At 71.5% G+C, this 17,200-nt stretch carries 15 protein-coding genes; 4 read left to right on the top strand and 11 right to left on the bottom strand.

The window, feature by feature from the left end; all coding sequences use genetic code 11:
- The first annotated feature begins 1 nt into the window (after window position 1).
- Window positions 2-841, top strand: coding sequence for a carbohydrate ABC transporter permease (locus EUA93_RS12115; protein ID WP_129400368.1), 840 nt, complete (start codon window positions 2-4; stop codon window positions 839-841).
- Between the two features lie 7 nt (window positions 842-848).
- Window positions 849-2,087, top strand: coding sequence for an ABC transporter ATP-binding protein (locus EUA93_RS12110; protein ID WP_129400367.1), 1,239 nt, complete (start codon window positions 849-851; stop codon window positions 2,085-2,087).
- Window positions 2,088-2,104: 17 nt separating this feature from the next.
- Here the strand turns inward: EUA93_RS12110 and EUA93_RS12105 are convergent, their stop codons facing one another.
- The 5 genes from EUA93_RS12105 to EUA93_RS12085 all read right to left on the bottom strand — a co-directional run bounded on the left by EUA93_RS12105 (window position 2,105) and on the right by EUA93_RS12085 (window position 8,791).
- Window positions 2,105-3,730 carry an amylosucrase gene (locus tag EUA93_RS12105; RefSeq protein WP_129401217.1) on the bottom strand — a complete coding sequence of 542 codons (1,626 nt, stop codon included), beginning with the start codon at window positions 3,728-3,730 and terminating at the stop codon, window positions 2,105-2,107.
- 295 nt (window positions 3,731-4,025) lie between these two features.
- Window positions 4,026-5,111, bottom strand: a complete 1,086-nt coding sequence (locus EUA93_RS12100; RefSeq protein WP_129400366.1) for an ABC transporter ATP-binding protein — start codon at window positions 5,109-5,111, stop codon at window positions 4,026-4,028.
- A gap of 135 nt (window positions 5,112-5,246) precedes the next feature.
- Complete coding sequence (locus tag EUA93_RS12095; protein ID WP_129400365.1) at window positions 5,247-5,894, bottom strand: DUF1707 SHOCT-like domain-containing protein; 648 nt, start codon at window positions 5,892-5,894, stop codon at window positions 5,247-5,249.
- A 75-nt stretch (window positions 5,895-5,969) separates the two neighbouring features.
- Complete coding sequence (locus EUA93_RS12090; protein WP_165355142.1) at window positions 5,970-7,667, bottom strand: CapA family protein; 1,698 nt, start codon at window positions 7,665-7,667, stop codon at window positions 5,970-5,972.
- Between the two features lie 50 nt (window positions 7,668-7,717).
- The gene (locus EUA93_RS12085) at window positions 7,718-8,791 is read right to left on the bottom strand and encodes a flavin-containing monooxygenase (protein ID WP_129400363.1); all 1,074 of its coding nucleotides are present in this window, start codon (window positions 8,789-8,791) and stop codon (window positions 7,718-7,720) included.
- A gap of 63 nt (window positions 8,792-8,854) precedes the next feature.
- On the opposite strand from EUA93_RS12085, the gene EUA93_RS12080 reads away from it, so the two are divergent.
- The gene (locus EUA93_RS12080) at window positions 8,855-9,616 is read left to right on the top strand and encodes an isocitrate lyase/PEP mutase family protein (protein ID WP_129400362.1); all 762 of its coding nucleotides are present in this window, start codon (window positions 8,855-8,857) and stop codon (window positions 9,614-9,616) included.
- A 103-nt stretch (window positions 9,617-9,719) separates the two neighbouring features.
- Here EUA93_RS12080 and EUA93_RS12075 read toward each other — a convergent pair whose 3' ends face one another.
- A complete protein-coding gene (locus EUA93_RS12075) occupies window positions 9,720-12,032 on the bottom strand; it encodes an MMPL family transporter (RefSeq protein ID WP_129400361.1) in 2,313 nt (770 codons plus the stop codon).
- Window positions 12,033-12,089: 57 nt separating this feature from the next.
- Complete coding sequence (locus EUA93_RS12070; RefSeq protein ID WP_129400360.1) at window positions 12,090-12,689, bottom strand: TetR/AcrR family transcriptional regulator; 600 nt, start codon at window positions 12,687-12,689, stop codon at window positions 12,090-12,092.
- 140 nt (window positions 12,690-12,829) lie between these two features.
- On the opposite strand from EUA93_RS12070, the gene EUA93_RS12065 reads away from it, so the two are divergent.
- Window positions 12,830-13,228 (top strand): PLD nuclease N-terminal domain-containing protein, encoded by a 399-nt coding sequence (locus EUA93_RS12065; protein ID WP_129400359.1) that lies wholly within the window; start codon window positions 12,830-12,832, stop codon window positions 13,226-13,228.
- 13 nt (window positions 13,229-13,241) lie between these two features.
- On the opposite strand, the gene EUA93_RS12060 is transcribed toward EUA93_RS12065, so the two are convergent.
- Genes EUA93_RS12060 through EUA93_RS12045 form a run of 4 tightly spaced genes read right to left on the bottom strand, consistent with a single transcriptional unit; the run spans window position 13,242 to window position 17,075 of the window.
- Entirely contained in the window at window positions 13,242-14,291 is a 1,050-nt protein-coding gene (locus tag EUA93_RS12060; RefSeq protein WP_129400358.1) for an ABC transporter ATP-binding protein, read from the bottom strand.
- Window positions 14,288-15,076, bottom strand: a complete 789-nt coding sequence (locus EUA93_RS12055) for an ABC transporter permease (RefSeq protein WP_129400357.1) — start codon at window positions 15,074-15,076, stop codon at window positions 14,288-14,290. Before EUA93_RS12055 ends, EUA93_RS12060 begins: the two co-directional genes overlap by 4 nt.
- On the bottom strand, window positions 15,073-16,059 hold the full coding sequence (locus tag EUA93_RS12050) for an ABC transporter permease (protein WP_242497344.1): 987 nt from the start codon (window positions 16,057-16,059) through the stop codon (window positions 15,073-15,075). The genes EUA93_RS12055 and EUA93_RS12050 overlap by 4 nt, the downstream gene beginning before the upstream one ends.
- Complete coding sequence (locus EUA93_RS12045) at window positions 15,951-17,075, bottom strand: ABC transporter substrate-binding protein (protein WP_242497343.1); 1,125 nt, start codon at window positions 17,073-17,075, stop codon at window positions 15,951-15,953. Before EUA93_RS12045 ends, EUA93_RS12050 begins: the two co-directional genes overlap by 109 nt.
- Between the last annotated feature and the right edge of the window lie 125 nt (window positions 17,076-17,200).

The raw sequence follows: 17,200 nt of genomic DNA, 5'->3' as shown, positions 1-17,200 counted from the left end.
GATGAGCACCAAGAACAAGATCGGCGTCGTGATCGGCGCAGTCCTCATCCTGGTGTGGTGCCTGCTGCCGGTGGCGTGGATCATCTCGCTGTCGTTCAAGAGCCAGGACGCCATCACCAACGGCAGCCCGGGCTTCCTGCCCGCGGACGGAGGTGGAGCAGGCTGGCAGAACTACGCCGACGTGCTCGCCGACGAGCAGTTCCGCCGGGCGATCCTCAACTCGATCGGCATCTCGCTGATCGCGACGGCCCTGTCGGTCATCATCGCCACCCTGGCGGCGTACGCCATCGCGCGGCTGGAGTTCACGGGCAAGAAGTTCGTGCTCACGCTGGCCCTCGTGATCGCGATGTTCCCGGTGGTCTCGCTCGTCGGGCCGCTGTTCGACATGTGGCGCACGTTCGGGATCTACGACACCTGGCCCGGCCTGATCATCCCCTACATGTCGTTCACGCTGCCGCTGGCGATCTGGACCCTGTCCGCCTTCTTCCGCGAGATCCCGTGGGAGATGGAGCAGGCCGCCCAGGTCGACGGGGCCACGTCGTGGCAGGCGTTCCGCAAGGTGATCGTGCCGCTGGCCGCACCGGGCGTCTTCACGGCGGCGATCCTGACGTTCTTCTTCGCGTGGAACGACTTCGTCTTCGGCATCTCGCTCACCTCGACCGAGAACGCGCGACCGATCCCGGCCGCACTGTCGTTCTTCGTCGGGGCCGACCCGTTCAACCGGCCGGCATCGCTGCTGGCTGCCGGAGCCGTCGTCTCGACGATTCCGATCATCGTCATCGTCCTGCTGTTCCAGCGCAAGATCGTCGCCGGACTGACCTCCGGCGCAGTGAAGGGGTGATCAGCTCATGGCTGGCATTCAGATGAAGAACATCGTGAAGAAGTACGGCGACGGCTTCCCGGCCGTCAACGACGTGAGCATCGACGTCGAGGAGGGCGAGTTCCTGATCCTCGTCGGCCCGTCGGGCTGCGGGAAGTCGACGCTCCTGCGAATGATCGTCGGGCTGGAGGACATCAGCGGCGGCGACATGATGATCGGCGGCAAGCGGGTCAACGACCTCGCCCCGCGCGAGCGCAACCTGTCGATGGTCTTCCAGAACTACGCGCTCTACCCGCACCTCACCGTCTACGAGAACATCGCGTTCCCGCTGCGGCTGGCCAACAAGCCGGAGTCGGAGATCGACGAGAAGGTCCGCGAGGCGTCGAAGACGCTGGAGCTCGACGAGCACCTCGAGCGCAAGCCCGGCAACCTGTCCGGCGGCCAGCGCCAGCGCGTGGCGATGGGTCGCGCGATCGTCCGCGACGCGGAGGCGTTCCTCTTCGACGAGCCGCTCTCCAACCTCGACGCCAAGCTGCGTGGCCAGATGCGCACCGAGATCTCGCGGTTGCAGAAGCGGCTCGGCATCACCACGGTCTACGTCACCCACGACCAGACCGAGGCGATGACGCTGGGCGACCGGGTCGCGGTGCTCAAGCGCGGCGTGCTCCAGCAGCACGCCACCCCGCGCGAGCTCTACGAGAACCCCGCCAACCTGTTCGTCGCAGGGTTCATCGGCTCCCCGCCGATGAACTTCCTGCCGGCGACGGTCAAGGGCAACCAGGTCGAGCTGCCCTTCGGCACGGTCACGATCCCCGAGGACAAGGCCGCCAAGGCCCAGGGCAAGGGGCTGCTCATCGCCGGCATCCGGCCCGACCACTTCGAGGACGCCAGCGTCGTGGACAGCGACAAGGTCACCGAGGAGGCCACGTTCAAGGCCAAGGTCGACGTGGTCGAGTGGCTCGGCAACGAGGCCTACGCCTACATCCCGTTCGAGGCACCGCCCGAGGTGCGCGAGCAGCTCGCGCAGCTCGAGAAGGACCTCGACGGCGAGTCGCTGCGCACGCAGCTGGTCGTCTCCCTCGACGGCGCCAGCCGGATCGCCGAGGGTGACGAGGCGACGATCTGGGTCGACGCCCGCAAGATCCACCTGTTCGACCCGGCCACCGGCGACAACCTCACCATGGACCACGACAAGGCCGGCATCGTGCCCGGCGGCAACGTCATGGCCAAGGCCGAGAAGGTCGGCGAGGAACAGGACGCCGTCTAGCAGAGGGCCGAGCGCCCTCAGGCGCCGCCGTCGTACAACCAGGCGGCCGCCCAGGGCGCCAGCCGGACCGCCCCCGCCACCAGCGCGGGGGCGGTCCCGCTGACGGCGTCGCGCAGCCCGGGCGTGTGCAGCCCGAGCCAGTGGAGCACGTCGGCGTCGACCCACGCCTCCTCGTCGCTGACGTTGACGGCCGCGAGCAGCGGACCGTCGTCGTGGCGACGCACGACGAGCAGCACCCGCGGGTCGCGCGGGTCCCACACCTCGGTGGGGACCGCGGCGTGCAGCTGCGGCAGCGAGCGTCGTACGTCGACGAGGTGCCGCAGCCCGGTGGTGATGCCGTGCGGGTCCGATCCCGCCTCGGCCCACGCCATCCGGGGTCGGTGCACCCAGCGGTTGTCGCCTGCGTGTGCCGGGTCGTCGGCCCATCCCAGGTCGTTGGGCAGTCCCAGCTCGTCGCCCATCCAGATCACCGGGAGCCCGCCGAAGGACAGCACGATCGCGTGCGCCAGCAGGATCCGCGGCACCGCGCCGGCGTCGCCCGCCTCGAGCCCGGCGAGCGAGGCCAGCGAGCCGGAGATGCGACGGTCCCCGGTGAGCTCGTTGTGCTGGAACACCAGCCCACGCGCCCACGACCCCGGGAACGAGCCGGAGTACCAGTCGGACAGGAAGCGGCGGTGAGCGACGGGGTCGATGCCCACGGCCCGGGCGTCCTCGTCGGCCACCGCCCAGCCGATGTCGTCGTGGCAGCGAACGTAGGTGACCCACGACGTCGTCGACGGCGGCTGCGGCAGCTGCTGGAGGGCGTACGACGCCAGCCGCACGTCGCGTGAGGCGAGCATCGACCAGACCTGCACCATCAGCCCGTTGTGGTAGGCGAGGTCGCTGACCCGACCGGCGTGCGGGCCGACTCCGAGGTAGGCCGGCAGGTCGGCCGGCCCGACGATCGCCTCGGCCTTGAAGAGGACGGCGGGGGCCGCGATCCGGGCGACGGTGCGCAGGGCACGGGTCAGCTCGTGGACCTCCGGCTGGTTCTGGCAGTCGGTGCCGAGCCGCTTCCAGAGGAAGGCGATGGCGTCGAGACGGAAGACCTCGACGCCGAGGTTGGCGAGCTCGAGGATGATCGCGGCGTACTCGCAGAGCACCGCCGGGTTCGACCAGTCCACGTCCCACTGGTAGTCGTTGAAGGTGGTCCAGACCCAGCCCGCGAGCTCGTCGTCCCAGGTGAAGCTCCCCGGCGCGAAGTCCGGGAAGACCTCCGGCAGCGTCGCCTCGTAGGCGTCCGGCATCGTGCGGTCGTCGTGCACGTGGAAGTAGGCGCGCTTCTCCGGGTCCCCGGCGCGCGCCGCGACGGCCCACTCGTGCTCGCGGGCGACGTGGTTGAGCACGAGGTCGAGGCAGAGGCTGATGCCGTGGGAGCGCAGGACCGTCGCGAGGTCGCGCAGGTCGTCGGTCGTGCCGAGGTCGGGGCGCACGAAGCGGTAGTCCATCACCGCGTAGCCGCCGTCGTTGGGCGCCGGGCGCGGGGTCAGCAGCGGCATCAGGTGGAGGTACCCGACGCCCAGCTCGCGGAGGTACGACGCCCGCGTGCCGACGTCGGCCAGCGTCCCGGCGAACCGGTCGGCGTAGGCCGCGTAGCCGAGCATGCCCTCGCGCTGGAACCAGTCGGGCGTGTAGCTGCGGCGCAGGTCGAGGTCGCGCAGCTCGGTCGGCCGTGCGACGTGCGCTGCCCGGGCGATCGCGACCAGCCGGTCGGCCACCTCGGGCGCGGCGTCCGTGCCGTAGACCCGCCCGAGGGTCTCGCGGAGGTCGGGGAGCAGCCTGCGGAGCCTGGACTCGAAGTCGACGTCGGACGGGAGCACGGCACACAGTATGGCGGCCCCACGGCGACGGGCCCCGGGAGCTCGCGCTCCCGGGGCCCGTGCTGATCCGACGGAGATCTCAGGCGGAGAGTCGCTCGCCCGTCTCGGTGTCGAACACGTGGACGTGCTGCGGGTCCGTGGTCACGTGGAGCAGCTCGCCCTTCTGCGGGTGCTGGCGCCCCGCCACACGGACGATGACGTTGGACGGCGTGCCCTGCACGTCGCACGTCCCGTAGACGAAGCTGTCCGCGCCGAGCTCCTCGACCACGGTCACGAGCACGGGCAGGCCGCCCTCGCTCGCGCCGACGATGCGCCAGTTCTCCGGGCGCACGCCGACGGTGACGTTGCCGCTCATCTTGCGCTCGGCGGTCGGGTCGACGGGCACGTTGTAGCCGCCGACCTTGACCGTGCCGTCGTCGGAGGCGACACCCTCGAGGAGGTTCATCTGCGGCGAGCCGATGAAGCCGGCGACGAAGAGGTTCGCGGGCTTGTCGTAGAGCTTCAGCGGGGTGTCGACCTGCTGGAGGACACCGAGCTTCATCACTGCGACGCGGTCACCCATCGTCATCGCCTCGACCTGGTCGTGCGTGACGTAGACCGTCGTCACGCCGAGGTCCTGCTGGAGCCGGGCGATGTCGGTGCGGGTCTGCACGCGCATCTTCGCGTCGAGGTTCGACAGGGGCTCGTCCATGCAGAAGACCTGCGGGGCGCGCACGATCGCGCGACCCATCGCCACCCGCTGGCGCTGGCCACCGGACAGCGCCTTGGGCTTGCGCTGGAGGAACTCGGTGAGCCCGAGGATCTCGGCGGCCTTCGCCACCCGCTCCTTGCGCTCGGCGGTCGACACCTTGGCCATCTTGAGGGAGAAGCCCATGTTCTCCTCGACGGTCATGTGCGGGTAGAGCGCGTAGTTCTGGAACACCATCGCGATGTCCCGGTCCTTCGGCGGGACGTTGGTGACCTCACGGTCCCCGATGAAGATCTTCCCGTCGTTGACCTCCTCCAGCCCCGCCAGCATGCGCAGGGTGGTGGACTTGCCGCAGCCGGACGGACCGACGAGCACCATGAACTCGCCGTCCTCGATCTCGAGGGAGATCCCCGGAACTGCCGCCTCGTCGGCCCCCGGATACCACCGCTGGGCCTGTTCGAACGTCACTGTTGCCATTGTCTGCTCCTTCACCGGCAGGTACGTGCCGGACGATCCGTAGTGAAGTGACGCAGGCCACACTAGTCAGACGGGATGCGCTCGCGCAGCACCCGGTCGGCGGGCGTGAGACGGGCGGGCGGGACCAGCGGCGGATCAGTAGGTGCCGAGGTACTTCTTCGGCGTGCCGGGAGCGGGCAGCCGCTGCACGTTGACCGAGCCCATCAGCGACATCCCCTTGACCCGGACCGTGGGCGATTCGGGACCCACCTCGGAGGGCACCTTGTCCTTGCCCTGGGTGTAGTCGCCCATGATCGGCGTCCCGTCGACGACCACGTGCATGTGCGCCGGGACGATGATCTTGACCTCACCCATGATCGTGCTGGCGTTGATGTGGGTCTCGTGCGCCTGCAGGTGCGCCTCGCGCAGGTCGATGACGACCGACCCCATCAGCGCGAAGGCGGTGTGGTTCTCCGGCACCGACCAGAGGCCCTGCCGCTTGGTCTCGCCCATGATCGCGGTCGAGGAGGTGTGCCCGACCATGGGCAGCCCCGGGTGCGGACGGCGTACGGGCGCGGACGCCGGCGGCGCCACGGGACCGGTCGCCTGCAGGTCGAGCGTGATCGGCACCAGCTCGCCGTAGGTCTTGGCGGCGAAGGTCTGCTCGAGGCGCTCCTCGAGCTCGTCGATGTCGAGGCGTCCGTCCCCGGCAGCGTCACGCAGCACGTCGGCGACGCGCTGGCGGTCGGCGTCGGAGATGCGCATCTGCGACGGATCGTGCGGGCGGTTCTCGATCTCCCCCATGCGCACAGAGTAGCGAGGGCGACGCCGCGGCACCCGTGACGGGCGTCAGACCCAGGGGCGAACCGGGGCTTCGGGTCAGGGTGTGGTCAGGGCGGCGACGTGCTGGTAGTCCTTCGACGAGGCCCAGTAGCCGCCCCACTCCCACCCGATGCGGGCGAACGCCGTGACCGGCAGGTCACCCGCTCGGACGACACCGAGGCCCGGCGGACCGGAGCGGGACCGGTCGACGTCGATGAACCGGCGGCCGGCGGGCGGGTCCACGGACCCGGGACGGACGTAGGGGTTCTGCACGGGGTTGAGGTCGATGGCAGCCCCGTAGGCGTGCTGCGACCAGCTCGTCTGGCCCGCGACCCTGCGGCAGTTGAAGCCGGAGGTGTTGTTGGCGGCCATCGAGGCGTCGTCGTCCGCGCCGTAGTCGTCGACCAGCCGCATCCGCGCCACCGGCCAGCCGGCGTCGTAGAGGCGGCCGAACACCTCGGTCACCTGCTCGGCCCACCGCCGGTGGACGACCATCTCGCCCGTGCGGGCGCGGCCGTCGAAGTCGCGGTGGGTCATCTCCAGGTAGCGCAGGTCGCGCAGGGGGACCGGGCAACCCGGTCGGTGGCTGCGGCGCATCCGGTCGGCGAGCTCGGCGTCGACGCGGCTGATCGTCGAGGCGTACGCCGGGTCGTCCTGCTGCACCTCGCCCCGGGTGGCCCCCAGGCCGGTGCACTGCTGCCCGGCCCGCCAGTCGGCGACCGCCCGGGTGCGCGCGGCACCCGTGACCGGCAGCGGGCGACCGTCGGTCGCCGAGATCCGGGCCGGCGTCCAGGACTTCTCCACCACCCCGTCGGCGTCGAGGGTCACGCCGAGCACCCCCGTGGCCGCCTGGCGCGCGTGGTACCACGCGAAGTTGCCCAGGCCGTAGCCGACGTAGGTGTCGCCGATCCAGCCGCCACCGCCGAGGACGTGGGAGTGGCTGCCCACCACCACGTCGGCGCCGGCGTCGGCGAGCGATCTGGCGAGCAGTCGCTGGGACTGGGTCGGGCAGGCCTGGTACTCGCGGCCCCAGTGCACGTAGACCACGACGAGCTGGTCCTGCTCGGAGGCGTCCTCGACCGCCGCGACCAGGGCGGCGGTCTGCGTGCCGCGGACCGAGGCGGTCCCGGCGTTGCCCGGGCCAGCGGCCCACACCCCGCTGCGTCCCTCACGCTGGACCCCGTCCGCGGCGAGGAAGGCGACCTCGAGCCCACCGACCTCGACGACGTGCGGGGCGAACGCCTCCTCCTCGTCGCGACCGGCGCCGACCATGGCCAGCCCGGCGTCGCGTCCGGCGGCCAGGGTGTCGACCAACCCGGCGCGCCCGTAGTCGCCGGCGTGGTTGTTGGCCAGGCTGACCACGTCGACGCCGGAGTCGAGCAGCACGTCGAGGGCCCGGGGAGAGGTCCGGAAGTGGTAGCGGTCCTCGGCGAACTCGAGCTCCTTCGGGTCCCGGCTGCCTCGCGTCGTCACCGGCGTCTCGAGGTTGACCATCGCGACGTCGGCGTCGCGGAGGGTGCGCGAGATCGGTCCGAGCGTGCCGCCGGGGCGCAGCAGGCCCGCGACGTTGCCCTCGAAGTGGACGTCACCGCCGAAGGCCAGGGTCACCCGGCCCTCGCGCGTCGCCTCGGTCGGTGTGGCGCTCGCGCCCCGTGGGGCGTCGCGCACCGCCCGCTCGGGCGACGTCGACGTGCACCCGGTGAGCGCGAGCAGGCCGGCCACCACCGCTGCCCCGTGCCGTCCGAGTCCGCCCACGGATCGAGTGTGCCGGGGGCCTGGTTGGTCCGCTGGGCCGACCGGGGCCGTCAGCCCACGGCCTCGGTGCGCGCGGCGGCGAGGAACCGGGACACGGCGAGTGCCGCCTGGCGCCCGGCACGCGACGCGCCGATCGTGCTCGCCGACGGCCCGTAGCCGACCAGCTGCACCCGCGGATCGACCACCGACGTGGTCGCGCCCTGCACGTTGCCGCGCACCGGGACGAGCGCGATCCCGCCCTCCGGCGTGCGGAGGCCGAGCGGCGCGAGGTGGTCGACGGCGGGGCGGAAGCCGGTGGCCCAGAGGATCGCGTCGACCGGCTCGAACCGGCCGTCGGACCACCGGACTCCCCCGGCCTCGATCCGCTCGAACATCGGCAGCCGGGCGTACGCCCCGAGCCGTGCCGCCTCCTGCTCCTGCGGGCGCAGCGCCAGGCCGGTGACGCTGACGACACTCGCCGGCGGGAGCCCACGGCGTACGCGCTCCTCGACCGCGGTGACCGCGGCCAGCCCGGCGGCGGCGTCGAGCCCGTCGCGCCACACCGGCGGTCGACGTGTCACCCACAGGGTGTCGGTGAGCGGGGCGAGCTCGCCGAGGAACTGCACGGCCGACGCGCCGCCGCCGACGACGAGGACGCGCTTGCCGCGGAAGTGCCCGGCCCCCGGGTAGTGCGCGGTGTGCACCTGCTCGCCCGCGAAGTCGGCGGTGCCCGGGTAGTAGGGGACGAACGGCCGCGTCCACGTCCCGGTGGCGTTGACGAGGGTGCGGGTCCGCCACGTGCGCTCGCCGGCACGGACGGCCAGGAGGTCGCCCTCGCCCTCGACCCGGTCGACGCGCACCGGCCGTACGACGGGGAGGTGCTGGTCGCGCTCGTAGCCGCCGAAGTAGTCGGGCACCACCTCGTTGGCCGCGAGCGCCGAGCCGTCGGGGGCGATCGAGGAGGGCAGGTCGGCGACCCCGTGGACGTCGGCCATGCTCAGCGACGACCAGCGGTGCTGCCAGGCGCCGCCCGGCCCGGGGTTGGCGTCGAGGACGAGGTGCTCGATGCGCCGCTCCCGGAGGAAGTACGACGCCGCGAGGCCGGCCTGTCCGGCGCCGATGACGACCGAGTCGAGGATCTCCACGCCGGGAGAACACTCGCCCGTTCGGACCTATGCCCGCGCGCTCGTCCGTGGAAGCCTCGGGGCATGGACATCGCCACCCGAGCCACCACCCTCCTCGACCTCCACCACACCGGGACCACGCTGGTCCTGCCCAACGTCTGGGACGCCTGGTCCGCCACCGTCGTCGCCGAGGCGGGCTTCCCCGCGCTGAGCATCGGCAGCCACCCGCTCGCGGACTCCCGCGGCCAGGGCGACAACGAGGACATGACCATCGACGACGCCCTCGACGGCATCCGCCGGATCTGCTCGGCCGTGCCGGAGACCCCGGTCACCGCCGACATGGAGTCCGGCTACGGCGTGGCCGCGGCCGAGCTCGTCGAGCGGCTGCTGGAGGCCGGCGCGGTCGGCCTCAACATCGAGGACACGGTGCACTCCGAGGGCGGGCGGCTGCGCGAGGTCGCCGAGCACGCCGACTACATCGGCGCGATCCGGCAGGCCGCCGACTCCGCCGGCGTCGACCTGGTCGTCAACGCCCGCACCGACGCCTTCATCAAGAAGGGCGTGTTCGACGACCCGGTCGCCGAGGCGATCACCCGTATGCAGGCGTGCGAGGCGGCCGGCTCACGGTGCAGCTATCCGGTCGGCGCCCCCGACGCGGCCGCCGTACAGGCACTCCTCGACGCGCTCGACGGGCCGGTCAACGTGATCGCCAACCCGCGCCAGGGCTCGGCCGCCGGCTCGCTGGACGACCTGCGGACGCTGGGCGTGCACCGGGTGACGTTCGGCCCGCTGCTGATGAAGGAGCTGGCTCCGGACCTCGCTGCGCTCGTGGCCCCCTGGAAGTAGGCCTCGGACGACAGTGCGGTCCTCGTGACGTGGGATTCGCGTCACGAGAACCGCACTCCGTCGGGAGTCACCGGATATCCGGTGACTCCCCGGAGCAGAGGCGTCAGCCGACCAGCTCGGGCTCCGGCTCGCGCTCCCCGCGCCACTGGTCGGCGGCGTGGCCGCGGTCGAGCGACTCTCCCTCGACGTCGATGACCGGCAGCAGGCGGTCGAGCCATGCCGGCAGCCACCAGGCCTTCTCCCCCATCAGGTAGAGCAGCGCCGGGACCAGCACCATCCGCACGATGAAGGCGTCGAAGAGGACCGCGACGGCGAGCGCGAAGCCCATCGACTTGATGATCGGCTCATCGGTGAGCATGAAGGCCGCGAAGACCGAGGTCATGATCACGGCGGCCGCCGACACGACGCGGGCCGAGTTGCGGAAGCCGTCGACGACGGCCTCGCGCATCGTCGCGCCGTGCACGTGCGCCTCGCGGATCCGGGTGACGAGGAAGACCTGGTAGTCCATCGCCAGCCCGAAGACCACGCCGATCAGGAAGATCGGCATGAAGGACACGAGCGGCGCGCCCTCCACGATCCCGAACATCCCCTCCTGGAACACCAGCACCGTCGCGCCGAGCGTCGCCAGCACCGAGAGCAGGAAGCCGAGCGTCGCGGTCAGCGGCACCAGGATCGAGCGGAAGACCAGCATCAGCAGCAGGAACGCGAGCCCGATGACGACGGCGAGGTAGACCGGCAGCGCGTCGGCGAGCTTCTCCGACACGTCGGCCTGGATCGCGGTGATGCCGGTGACGCCGGTCGTGGTGCCGGTCTCGGACTCGATGGCGGACTGGCCGTCGCGCAGCTCGTGCAGCAGGTCCTCGGTGGCGACCTCGTCCGCCCCCGTGGCGGGCGTGATCATCACCTGGGCGCCGGTGCCCTCCTCGTTGGTGGCGACGACCTGGGCGTTGACGACGCCGTCCATGCCGGCGGCCCAGTCGACGACCTCGCCGAACGCCGCGCCGCGGTCGTCCTGGGCCACGTCACGGGCATCGACGACGACCACGAGCGGGCCCTGGCGACCGGGGCCGAAGCCCTCGGCGACCAGGTCCGCGGCCCGGCGCTGGGTGGTCTCCGGCGACGCGGTGGAGTCGGTCGGGAAGGCCAGGTGCAGGTTCGCGACGGGTACGGCGAGCGCGCCGAGGCCGACGACGACGAGCAGGATCGCGGCGACCGGCGCCCGGCCGACGAGGCGGGCCCAGCGGACGCCGTTGTTGAGCACCCGACCCTTCTCGTCGCGCTGCGGGCGGTAGCGGCGGACCCGGCCGCCGAAGGCCTTCGACTTCAGCATGCCGAGGACGGCGGGGAGCAGGGTGAGCGCGACGAGGACGGCGACCAGGACGGTGCCGGCGGCCGCGAGGCCCATGCTGGTGAGGAACGGGATCCCGACGACCGACAGGGCCGAGAGCGCGATGAGCACGGTCAGGCCGGCGAAGACGACGGCCGAGCCGGCGGTGCCGGTGGCGATGCCCATCGCCTCCGCGCGGTCGTCGGTGTGGTCGAGCTCGCTGCGGTAGCGGGCGAGGATGAAGAGCGCGTAGTCGATGCCGACCGCCAGGCCGATCATGCTGGCGAGGATCGGCGTGCTCGAGCCGATGTCGAAGAACGCGGTCGCACCGACGACGCCCAGCAGGCCGGTGCCGAGGCCGATGAGCGCGGTGATGATCGGGATGCCGGCCGCGACGACCGAGCCGAAGACGATGAGGAGCACGACGACGGCGACGCCGATGCCGATGAGCTCGGAGGATCCGCCCTCCAGCTGCGCGAGGAGCCCGGACCCGTTCACCTCGGCGGTGAGCCCGCCGGCGTTCGCGTCGGCGACGGCCTCCTTGATCGCCTCGACCGTGGTGGGCTCGACGTCGGTGACCTGGTCCACGTCGAGGGTGTAGGTGATCGTGCCGATCCGGCCGTCGTCGGACAGCGGTGACAGCGCGGCGAAGTCCTCGCGCGCCTGTGCCTCGTCGCCCCCGGCCTCGACCACGGCGTCGACCATCTGCTGCTCCTGGCCGTCGGCCGCGGTCACCGGGTCGAGGATCGTCTCGGCGGCCGGCGCCTGCGGGATGTCGCCCAGCTCGGCGACGAGGTCCGCGACCTGGCCGGCGTACGGCTGCTCCGCGAGCGTGTGCCCCTCGGGCGCGGCGACGACGACGGTGATGCCCGCCTGGTCGAAGGCGTCGACCGAGTCCGGGAAGAGCTCGGCCTGGAGGTCGGCGGCCTTCTCGGACGGGATGCCCGGGATCGAGAAGGCGTCGGTCATCGGCTTGCTGATGGCGGTGGCGGTGAAGCCGACCGCGACCAGGGCGACGAGCCAGGCGGCGATGAAGGCGTACCAGCGCCGGTGGGCCGTGCGGCCGAGGCGGTGGAGTAGACGTGCCATTGGAAGGTTCTCCCGTTGAGTGGTGCGTGCGTTGGATCGGGCGGGTGGTGCGTGGGATCAGCCGAAGAGCCGGCGGACCGTGGCGATGCCGTCGACGATGAGCTGGGCGAAGTCCTGCTCGGGGTCGTCGACGAACGCGGTGACCGCGGTCTCGGTGACGCCCCCGACGACGGCGATGGCGATCTGCATGTCGTGCACGGGCAGGTCGCCGCCGGGCCGCTGGGACGCGAGGTCGACGAGCTGCTCGACGAGCCGGCGCATGCGCTGCTTCAGCGTGATGAGCAGGACCGGGTTGGCGTGGACGATGCGGTCGAAGCGCTGGATGGCGGCGATCTCCACCTCCTCGTTCTCGAGGATGTTCAGCAGCAGTGCCTGGAGGTCGTCGACCAGGTCGCCGGTCGGGCCGCCGGTCCGGAACAGCTCGAGCGCCTCGGAGCCGAGGTCGAGCTCCGGGCCGAGCACCGCGTCGACCTTGCTCGGGTAGTAGTTGAACAGGGTCCGCCGCGAGACGTCGGACGCCTCGGCGAGCTCCTCCATGGTGAAGCCGTCGACACTGCCCCGGTCGTCGGCGAGGCGCTGCGCGGCGTCGGTGATCCGGAGCTGCGTCACGCGCCGGCCGCGACGCGGGCCGGACGACTGAGTTGCACTATCGGGCATGGAGTGCAGTTTTGCACTCTGGGTCCGATGGTGCAAATCGCGGAGCCCACCCGCCGATGACCGGCGCGCGCTACGCTGCCGCCCGCGGCGGATCGGACCGTCGACCGTGGCCCCGGCCGGGCCGACCTGCGGGGGTCCCGATGCTTCGGTTGCTGTTCTTCCTGGTCCCGATCGTGCTGTCGATCTACTGCGTGGTGGAGGCCATCTCCGCCCGCGACGACGAGGTGCGCAACCTGCCCAAGATCCTCTGGATCGTGCTGATCCTGTTCTTCCCCTTCGTCGGGTCGATCGCCTGGCTCGCCGCCGGGCGCCCGGCGCGCGCACCGCGCAGGCCCGGTCCCTACGAGCGGACCGCGAGCGCGTTCCCGGAGTACGACCGGCCCGGCCGCTTCGCCGCCGCTGATCCCGAGGCGGACGACGCGTTCCTCAAGAAGGTGCGCGAGCGCGCCGAGGAGCAGCGCCGCAGGGCCCAGGAGCAGAAGCGGACGCAGCAGGAGACCGGCGAGACCGGGCCCGAGCCCGACCAGCCGACCTCCTGAGACGCGGACCGCTTCAGGCCACGACCAGCACCGGCGACGGCGCCACCTGCAGCCGTACGACGTCTCCCGCCGCGAGCCGGACGGCGTCCGAGCTGGCGAGCTGGGCGACCACGTCCGTGCCGTCGGCCAGCGAGCAGGTGACCCGCGACAGCGGACCGAGGAACTGCACGGTCGTGACCGTGCCCTGGCCGGCACCGTCGGCCACGACGGAGATCGACTCGGGCCGCACGAGCGCGAAGCCGGTGCCCTCCGCCGAGCCGGCCAGCGTGGGCACCGACTGGCCCAGCACGGTCGCCGTACCTCCGCTCACCTGCGCGGGGAGCCGGTTGCTCAGGCCCACGAACTCGCCGACGAACCGGGTGGCGGGCGAGGAGTAGAGCTCGGTCGGCGAGGCGAGCTGCTCGAGCCGGCCGGCGTTCATCACCCCGACCCGGTCGGCGACGGCGAGCGCCTCCTCCTGGTCGTGGGTGACGAAGAGCGTCGTCGTGCCGACCTCGATCTGCACGCGGCGGATCTCGTCGCGCAGCTGCACGCGCACCTTGGCGTCGAGCGCCGAGAGGGGCTCGTCGAGGAGCAGCACCGACGGCTCGACGGCGAGCGCCCGCGCGAGGGCGACGCGTTGCTGCTGGCCACCGGAGAGCTGGTGGGCGTAGCGGTCGGCGTGCTGGCCGAGCCCGACCAGGTCGAGCATGTCGCCGGCCCGCGTGCGGCGGGTGGCGCCGTCCCTGCCGCGCAGCTTGAGGCCGAAGGCGACGTTGTCGAGCACGGTCATGTGCGGGAAGAGGCTGTAGGCCTGGAAGACCATCCCCATGTCGCGCTTGTTGGCAGGCACCTTCGTCAGGTCCTTGCCGCCCACCGACACCGTGCCGCTGGTCGGGTGGTCGAGCCCGGCCAGGATCCGCAGCGCCGTGGTCTTGCCACAGCCCGACGGGCCGAGCAGGCAGACCAGCTCGCCCGGCTGGAGGTGCAGGGTGAGCCCGTCGAGGGCGCGTGTCGACCCGTAGACGCGGGTCAGGTCGGTCAGCTCGACGGCCAGTCCCCGCTCGGTGCTGAGGGCGGTCATGAGGAAGCTCCTTGCTTGTGGCGGTCGCGGCTCAGGAGCGTCAGCCCCATGAGCAGCAGGACGACGAAGAGCATCGAGGCGAGGGCGGCGGCCATCGCGGCCGCGCCGTTGCTCTTGTAGAGCGCGGCCATCGCCACCGGGAGGGTGTCGAAGTGCAGCAGCGACGCGAAGACGTACTCCCCCATCACCAGCGCGACCGCGATGAAGGCGGCGCCGAGCACGCCGCCGGTGACGTTGGGCAGCACGATCCGCACGATGACCGTGAACCAGCCGGCGCCGAGCGAGCGGGCCGCCTCGGACAGGGTGGCGACGTCGATGGCCGACAGGGCGGAGTCGATCGCGCGGTAGGAGTACGGCAGCACCAGCACGACGTAGGCGAAGGTGAGCACCAGCGGCGAGTCGCCGAGCAGGTAGGTCACCCACGAGTACACGTTGCTGATCCCGACCACGATCACCAGTGCGGGGATGGTCAGCGGCAGCAGGCAGAGGAACTCGATGATCCGCCTCATGCCCGGCACCCGCAGGCGGACCCACACCATCGTCGGGACCAGCAGCACCACCATCAGCACGACGGTGAACAGCGAGAGCAGCAGCGACGCGATGATCGAGGCGCGCAGGTCCTCGTCGGTGACCATGAAGGCCCAGTTGTCCCAGGTGCGCCCCTCGGCGCTGCCGCGGTTCTGGGTCGAGAAGTCGAACATCGCCAGCAGCGGGACGAAGAAGTACGCCGCGAAGGCGACCATCAGCACCGCGCGCACGATCCGGAAGCTGCGGGTGGGCGTCATCGCATCCACCTCGAGGTCCGCTTGAGCAGCAGGTTGTAGGCGATCATCACGACGGTGACGACGACGATCATCTCCAGCGCCAGCGCGTAGCCGACGTTGGCCTGGCCGAGCAGGACCTCGCTCGTGATCGCCTGCCGGATGAGGAGCGGCACGATCGGCTGGCCCTGGCTGACGAGGAACGCCGCGGTGGCGTAGGCCGCGAACGCGTTGGCGAAGAGCAGCAGCATGGCGCCGAGGAAGGCCGGCGTGAGCAGCGGCAGCGCGACGTGGCGCCAGTAGTCCCAGGTCGACGCGCCGAGGTTGACCGCGGCCTCGCGCCACTGCGGGCGCAGGCCCTCGAAGGCGGGCGCGAAGACGATCACCATCAGCGGGATCTGGAAGTAGCAGTAGACGACGACCAGGCCGGGCAGGCCGAAGAGCCAGCCGGAGCCGTAGAGGTCGGCGCCGGTGAGGTCCATGACGGCCTTCGTCACGACGCCCACCGGGCCGATCGTGGCGATCCACGCGAAGGCGAGCGTCACTCCGCCGAACTGGGCGAGGACGCCGCTGACCGCGAGCGTCGTACGCCGCAGCAGGCTGGTGGGCTTCATCGAGACGACCAGGTAGGCGAGCAGCGCGCCGAGGGCGGCGCCGATCACGGCGGTCGAGCCGGAGAGGATCAGCGACCCCTTGAGGGCGGAGATCGCCGCCTCGCTGGTGAGGGCGTCGAGGTTGCCGAGCGTGGGGCGTCCGTCGCCGTCCTGGAAGGCGCCGACGACGACCGTCAGCGTCGGGACCAGGAGGAAGACCAGGACGAACGCGAGGAACGGGATGAGGGCGAGGAACGGGCCGACGGAGAACCGTCGACCCGTCCCCGCGCTCGGTGCGGTCGTGCTCAGCGGATGGCCTTCGACCAGTTGGTCGCGAGGTACTCGCCGGCCTTCGTGGTCTGCTCGTCCGTCGGGATCACCGGCGTGCCGGCGACCTCGGGCAGGGCACCCCACAGGTCGGCGTCGATCGTGCCGGCCTCGGCCATCGCGTCGCCGCGGACCGGACGGGCGCCGCCCTTGAGCCAGAGGTTCTGGCCCTCGTCGCTGTAGAGGAACTCCTGCCACAGGCGCGCGGCGGCCGGGTGCGGCGCGTCGGCGTTGATCGCCTGGAAGTAGTAGCCCGCGACCACGGCCTCCTCGGGGACGACGGTCTTCCACGTGTCGACGTTGGCCGCAGCGGCCGCGCCGAGGTAGTCCCAGTCGATGACGACCGGCGTCGTGCCCTGCTCGATCGTGGTCGAGTCGGGGTCGACGGTGAGGAAGTTGCCGGCCTTCTTGAGCTCGGCGAAGAAGTCGACGCCGGGGGCGATGTCGTCGGCGGAGCCGCCGTCGGCGATGGCCGCCATCATCACGCCGCTGAACGCGGCACCGGCCTGCGTCGGGTCGCCGTTGAGCGCGACCTTGCCCTTGAACTCGGGCTTCATCAGGTCGGCCAGCGAGGTGACGTCGGGGACGACGGAGGAGTCGTAGCCGATGGACATGTAGCCGCCGTAGTCGTTGACCCAGGTGCCGTCGGCGTCCTTGAACTCGTCGGGGATCTCGTCGAACGTCTCGACCTGGTAGGGCGCGAACATGTCGGTGTTGGCGAGCGCGACCGACTGGCCGAGGTCGAACACGTCGGGCGCGCGGTCGGTGCCCTTGAGGTCGTTGGCCGCGTTGATCTCGTCCTGCGAGGCGGCGTCGGGCTGGTCGGAGTTGACCTTGATGTCGTACTTGTCCTCGAAGGTCGAGATGACCTCGGCGTAGTTGGCCCAGTCCGGCGGGAGCGCGATGACGTTGAGCTCGCCCTCGTCCTGCGCGGCCTTGACCAGCTCGTCCAGGCCGCCGAAGTCCTCGGCGGAGGTGGCCGTTGCGGAGTCGACGCCGCTCTCGGTCGTGGTGTCCTTCTCCTTCTCCGGCGCGGCACATGCGGCGGCCGAGAAGAGGGTCGCCATCGCGGCGAGGGAGACAAGCGTCTTGCGGGTGTTCAAGAAGACCTCCAGGGGCGAAGTTCCGAGATCAGCACGAGTTGCCGGGCGGAGCCTCGTAGGTCCCGCCGACCGGAGGCTACTCCCGGGTGGACGCGGTGGATACGGGCGATGAACCCGCGGTGCGG

The organism is Nocardioides oleivorans, assembly GCF_004137255.1.
GTDB classification, from domain to species: domain Bacteria; phylum Actinomycetota; class Actinomycetes; order Propionibacteriales; family Nocardioidaceae; genus Nocardioides; species Nocardioides oleivorans.
This window is presented reverse-complemented; position numbering and strand designations above follow the sequence as displayed.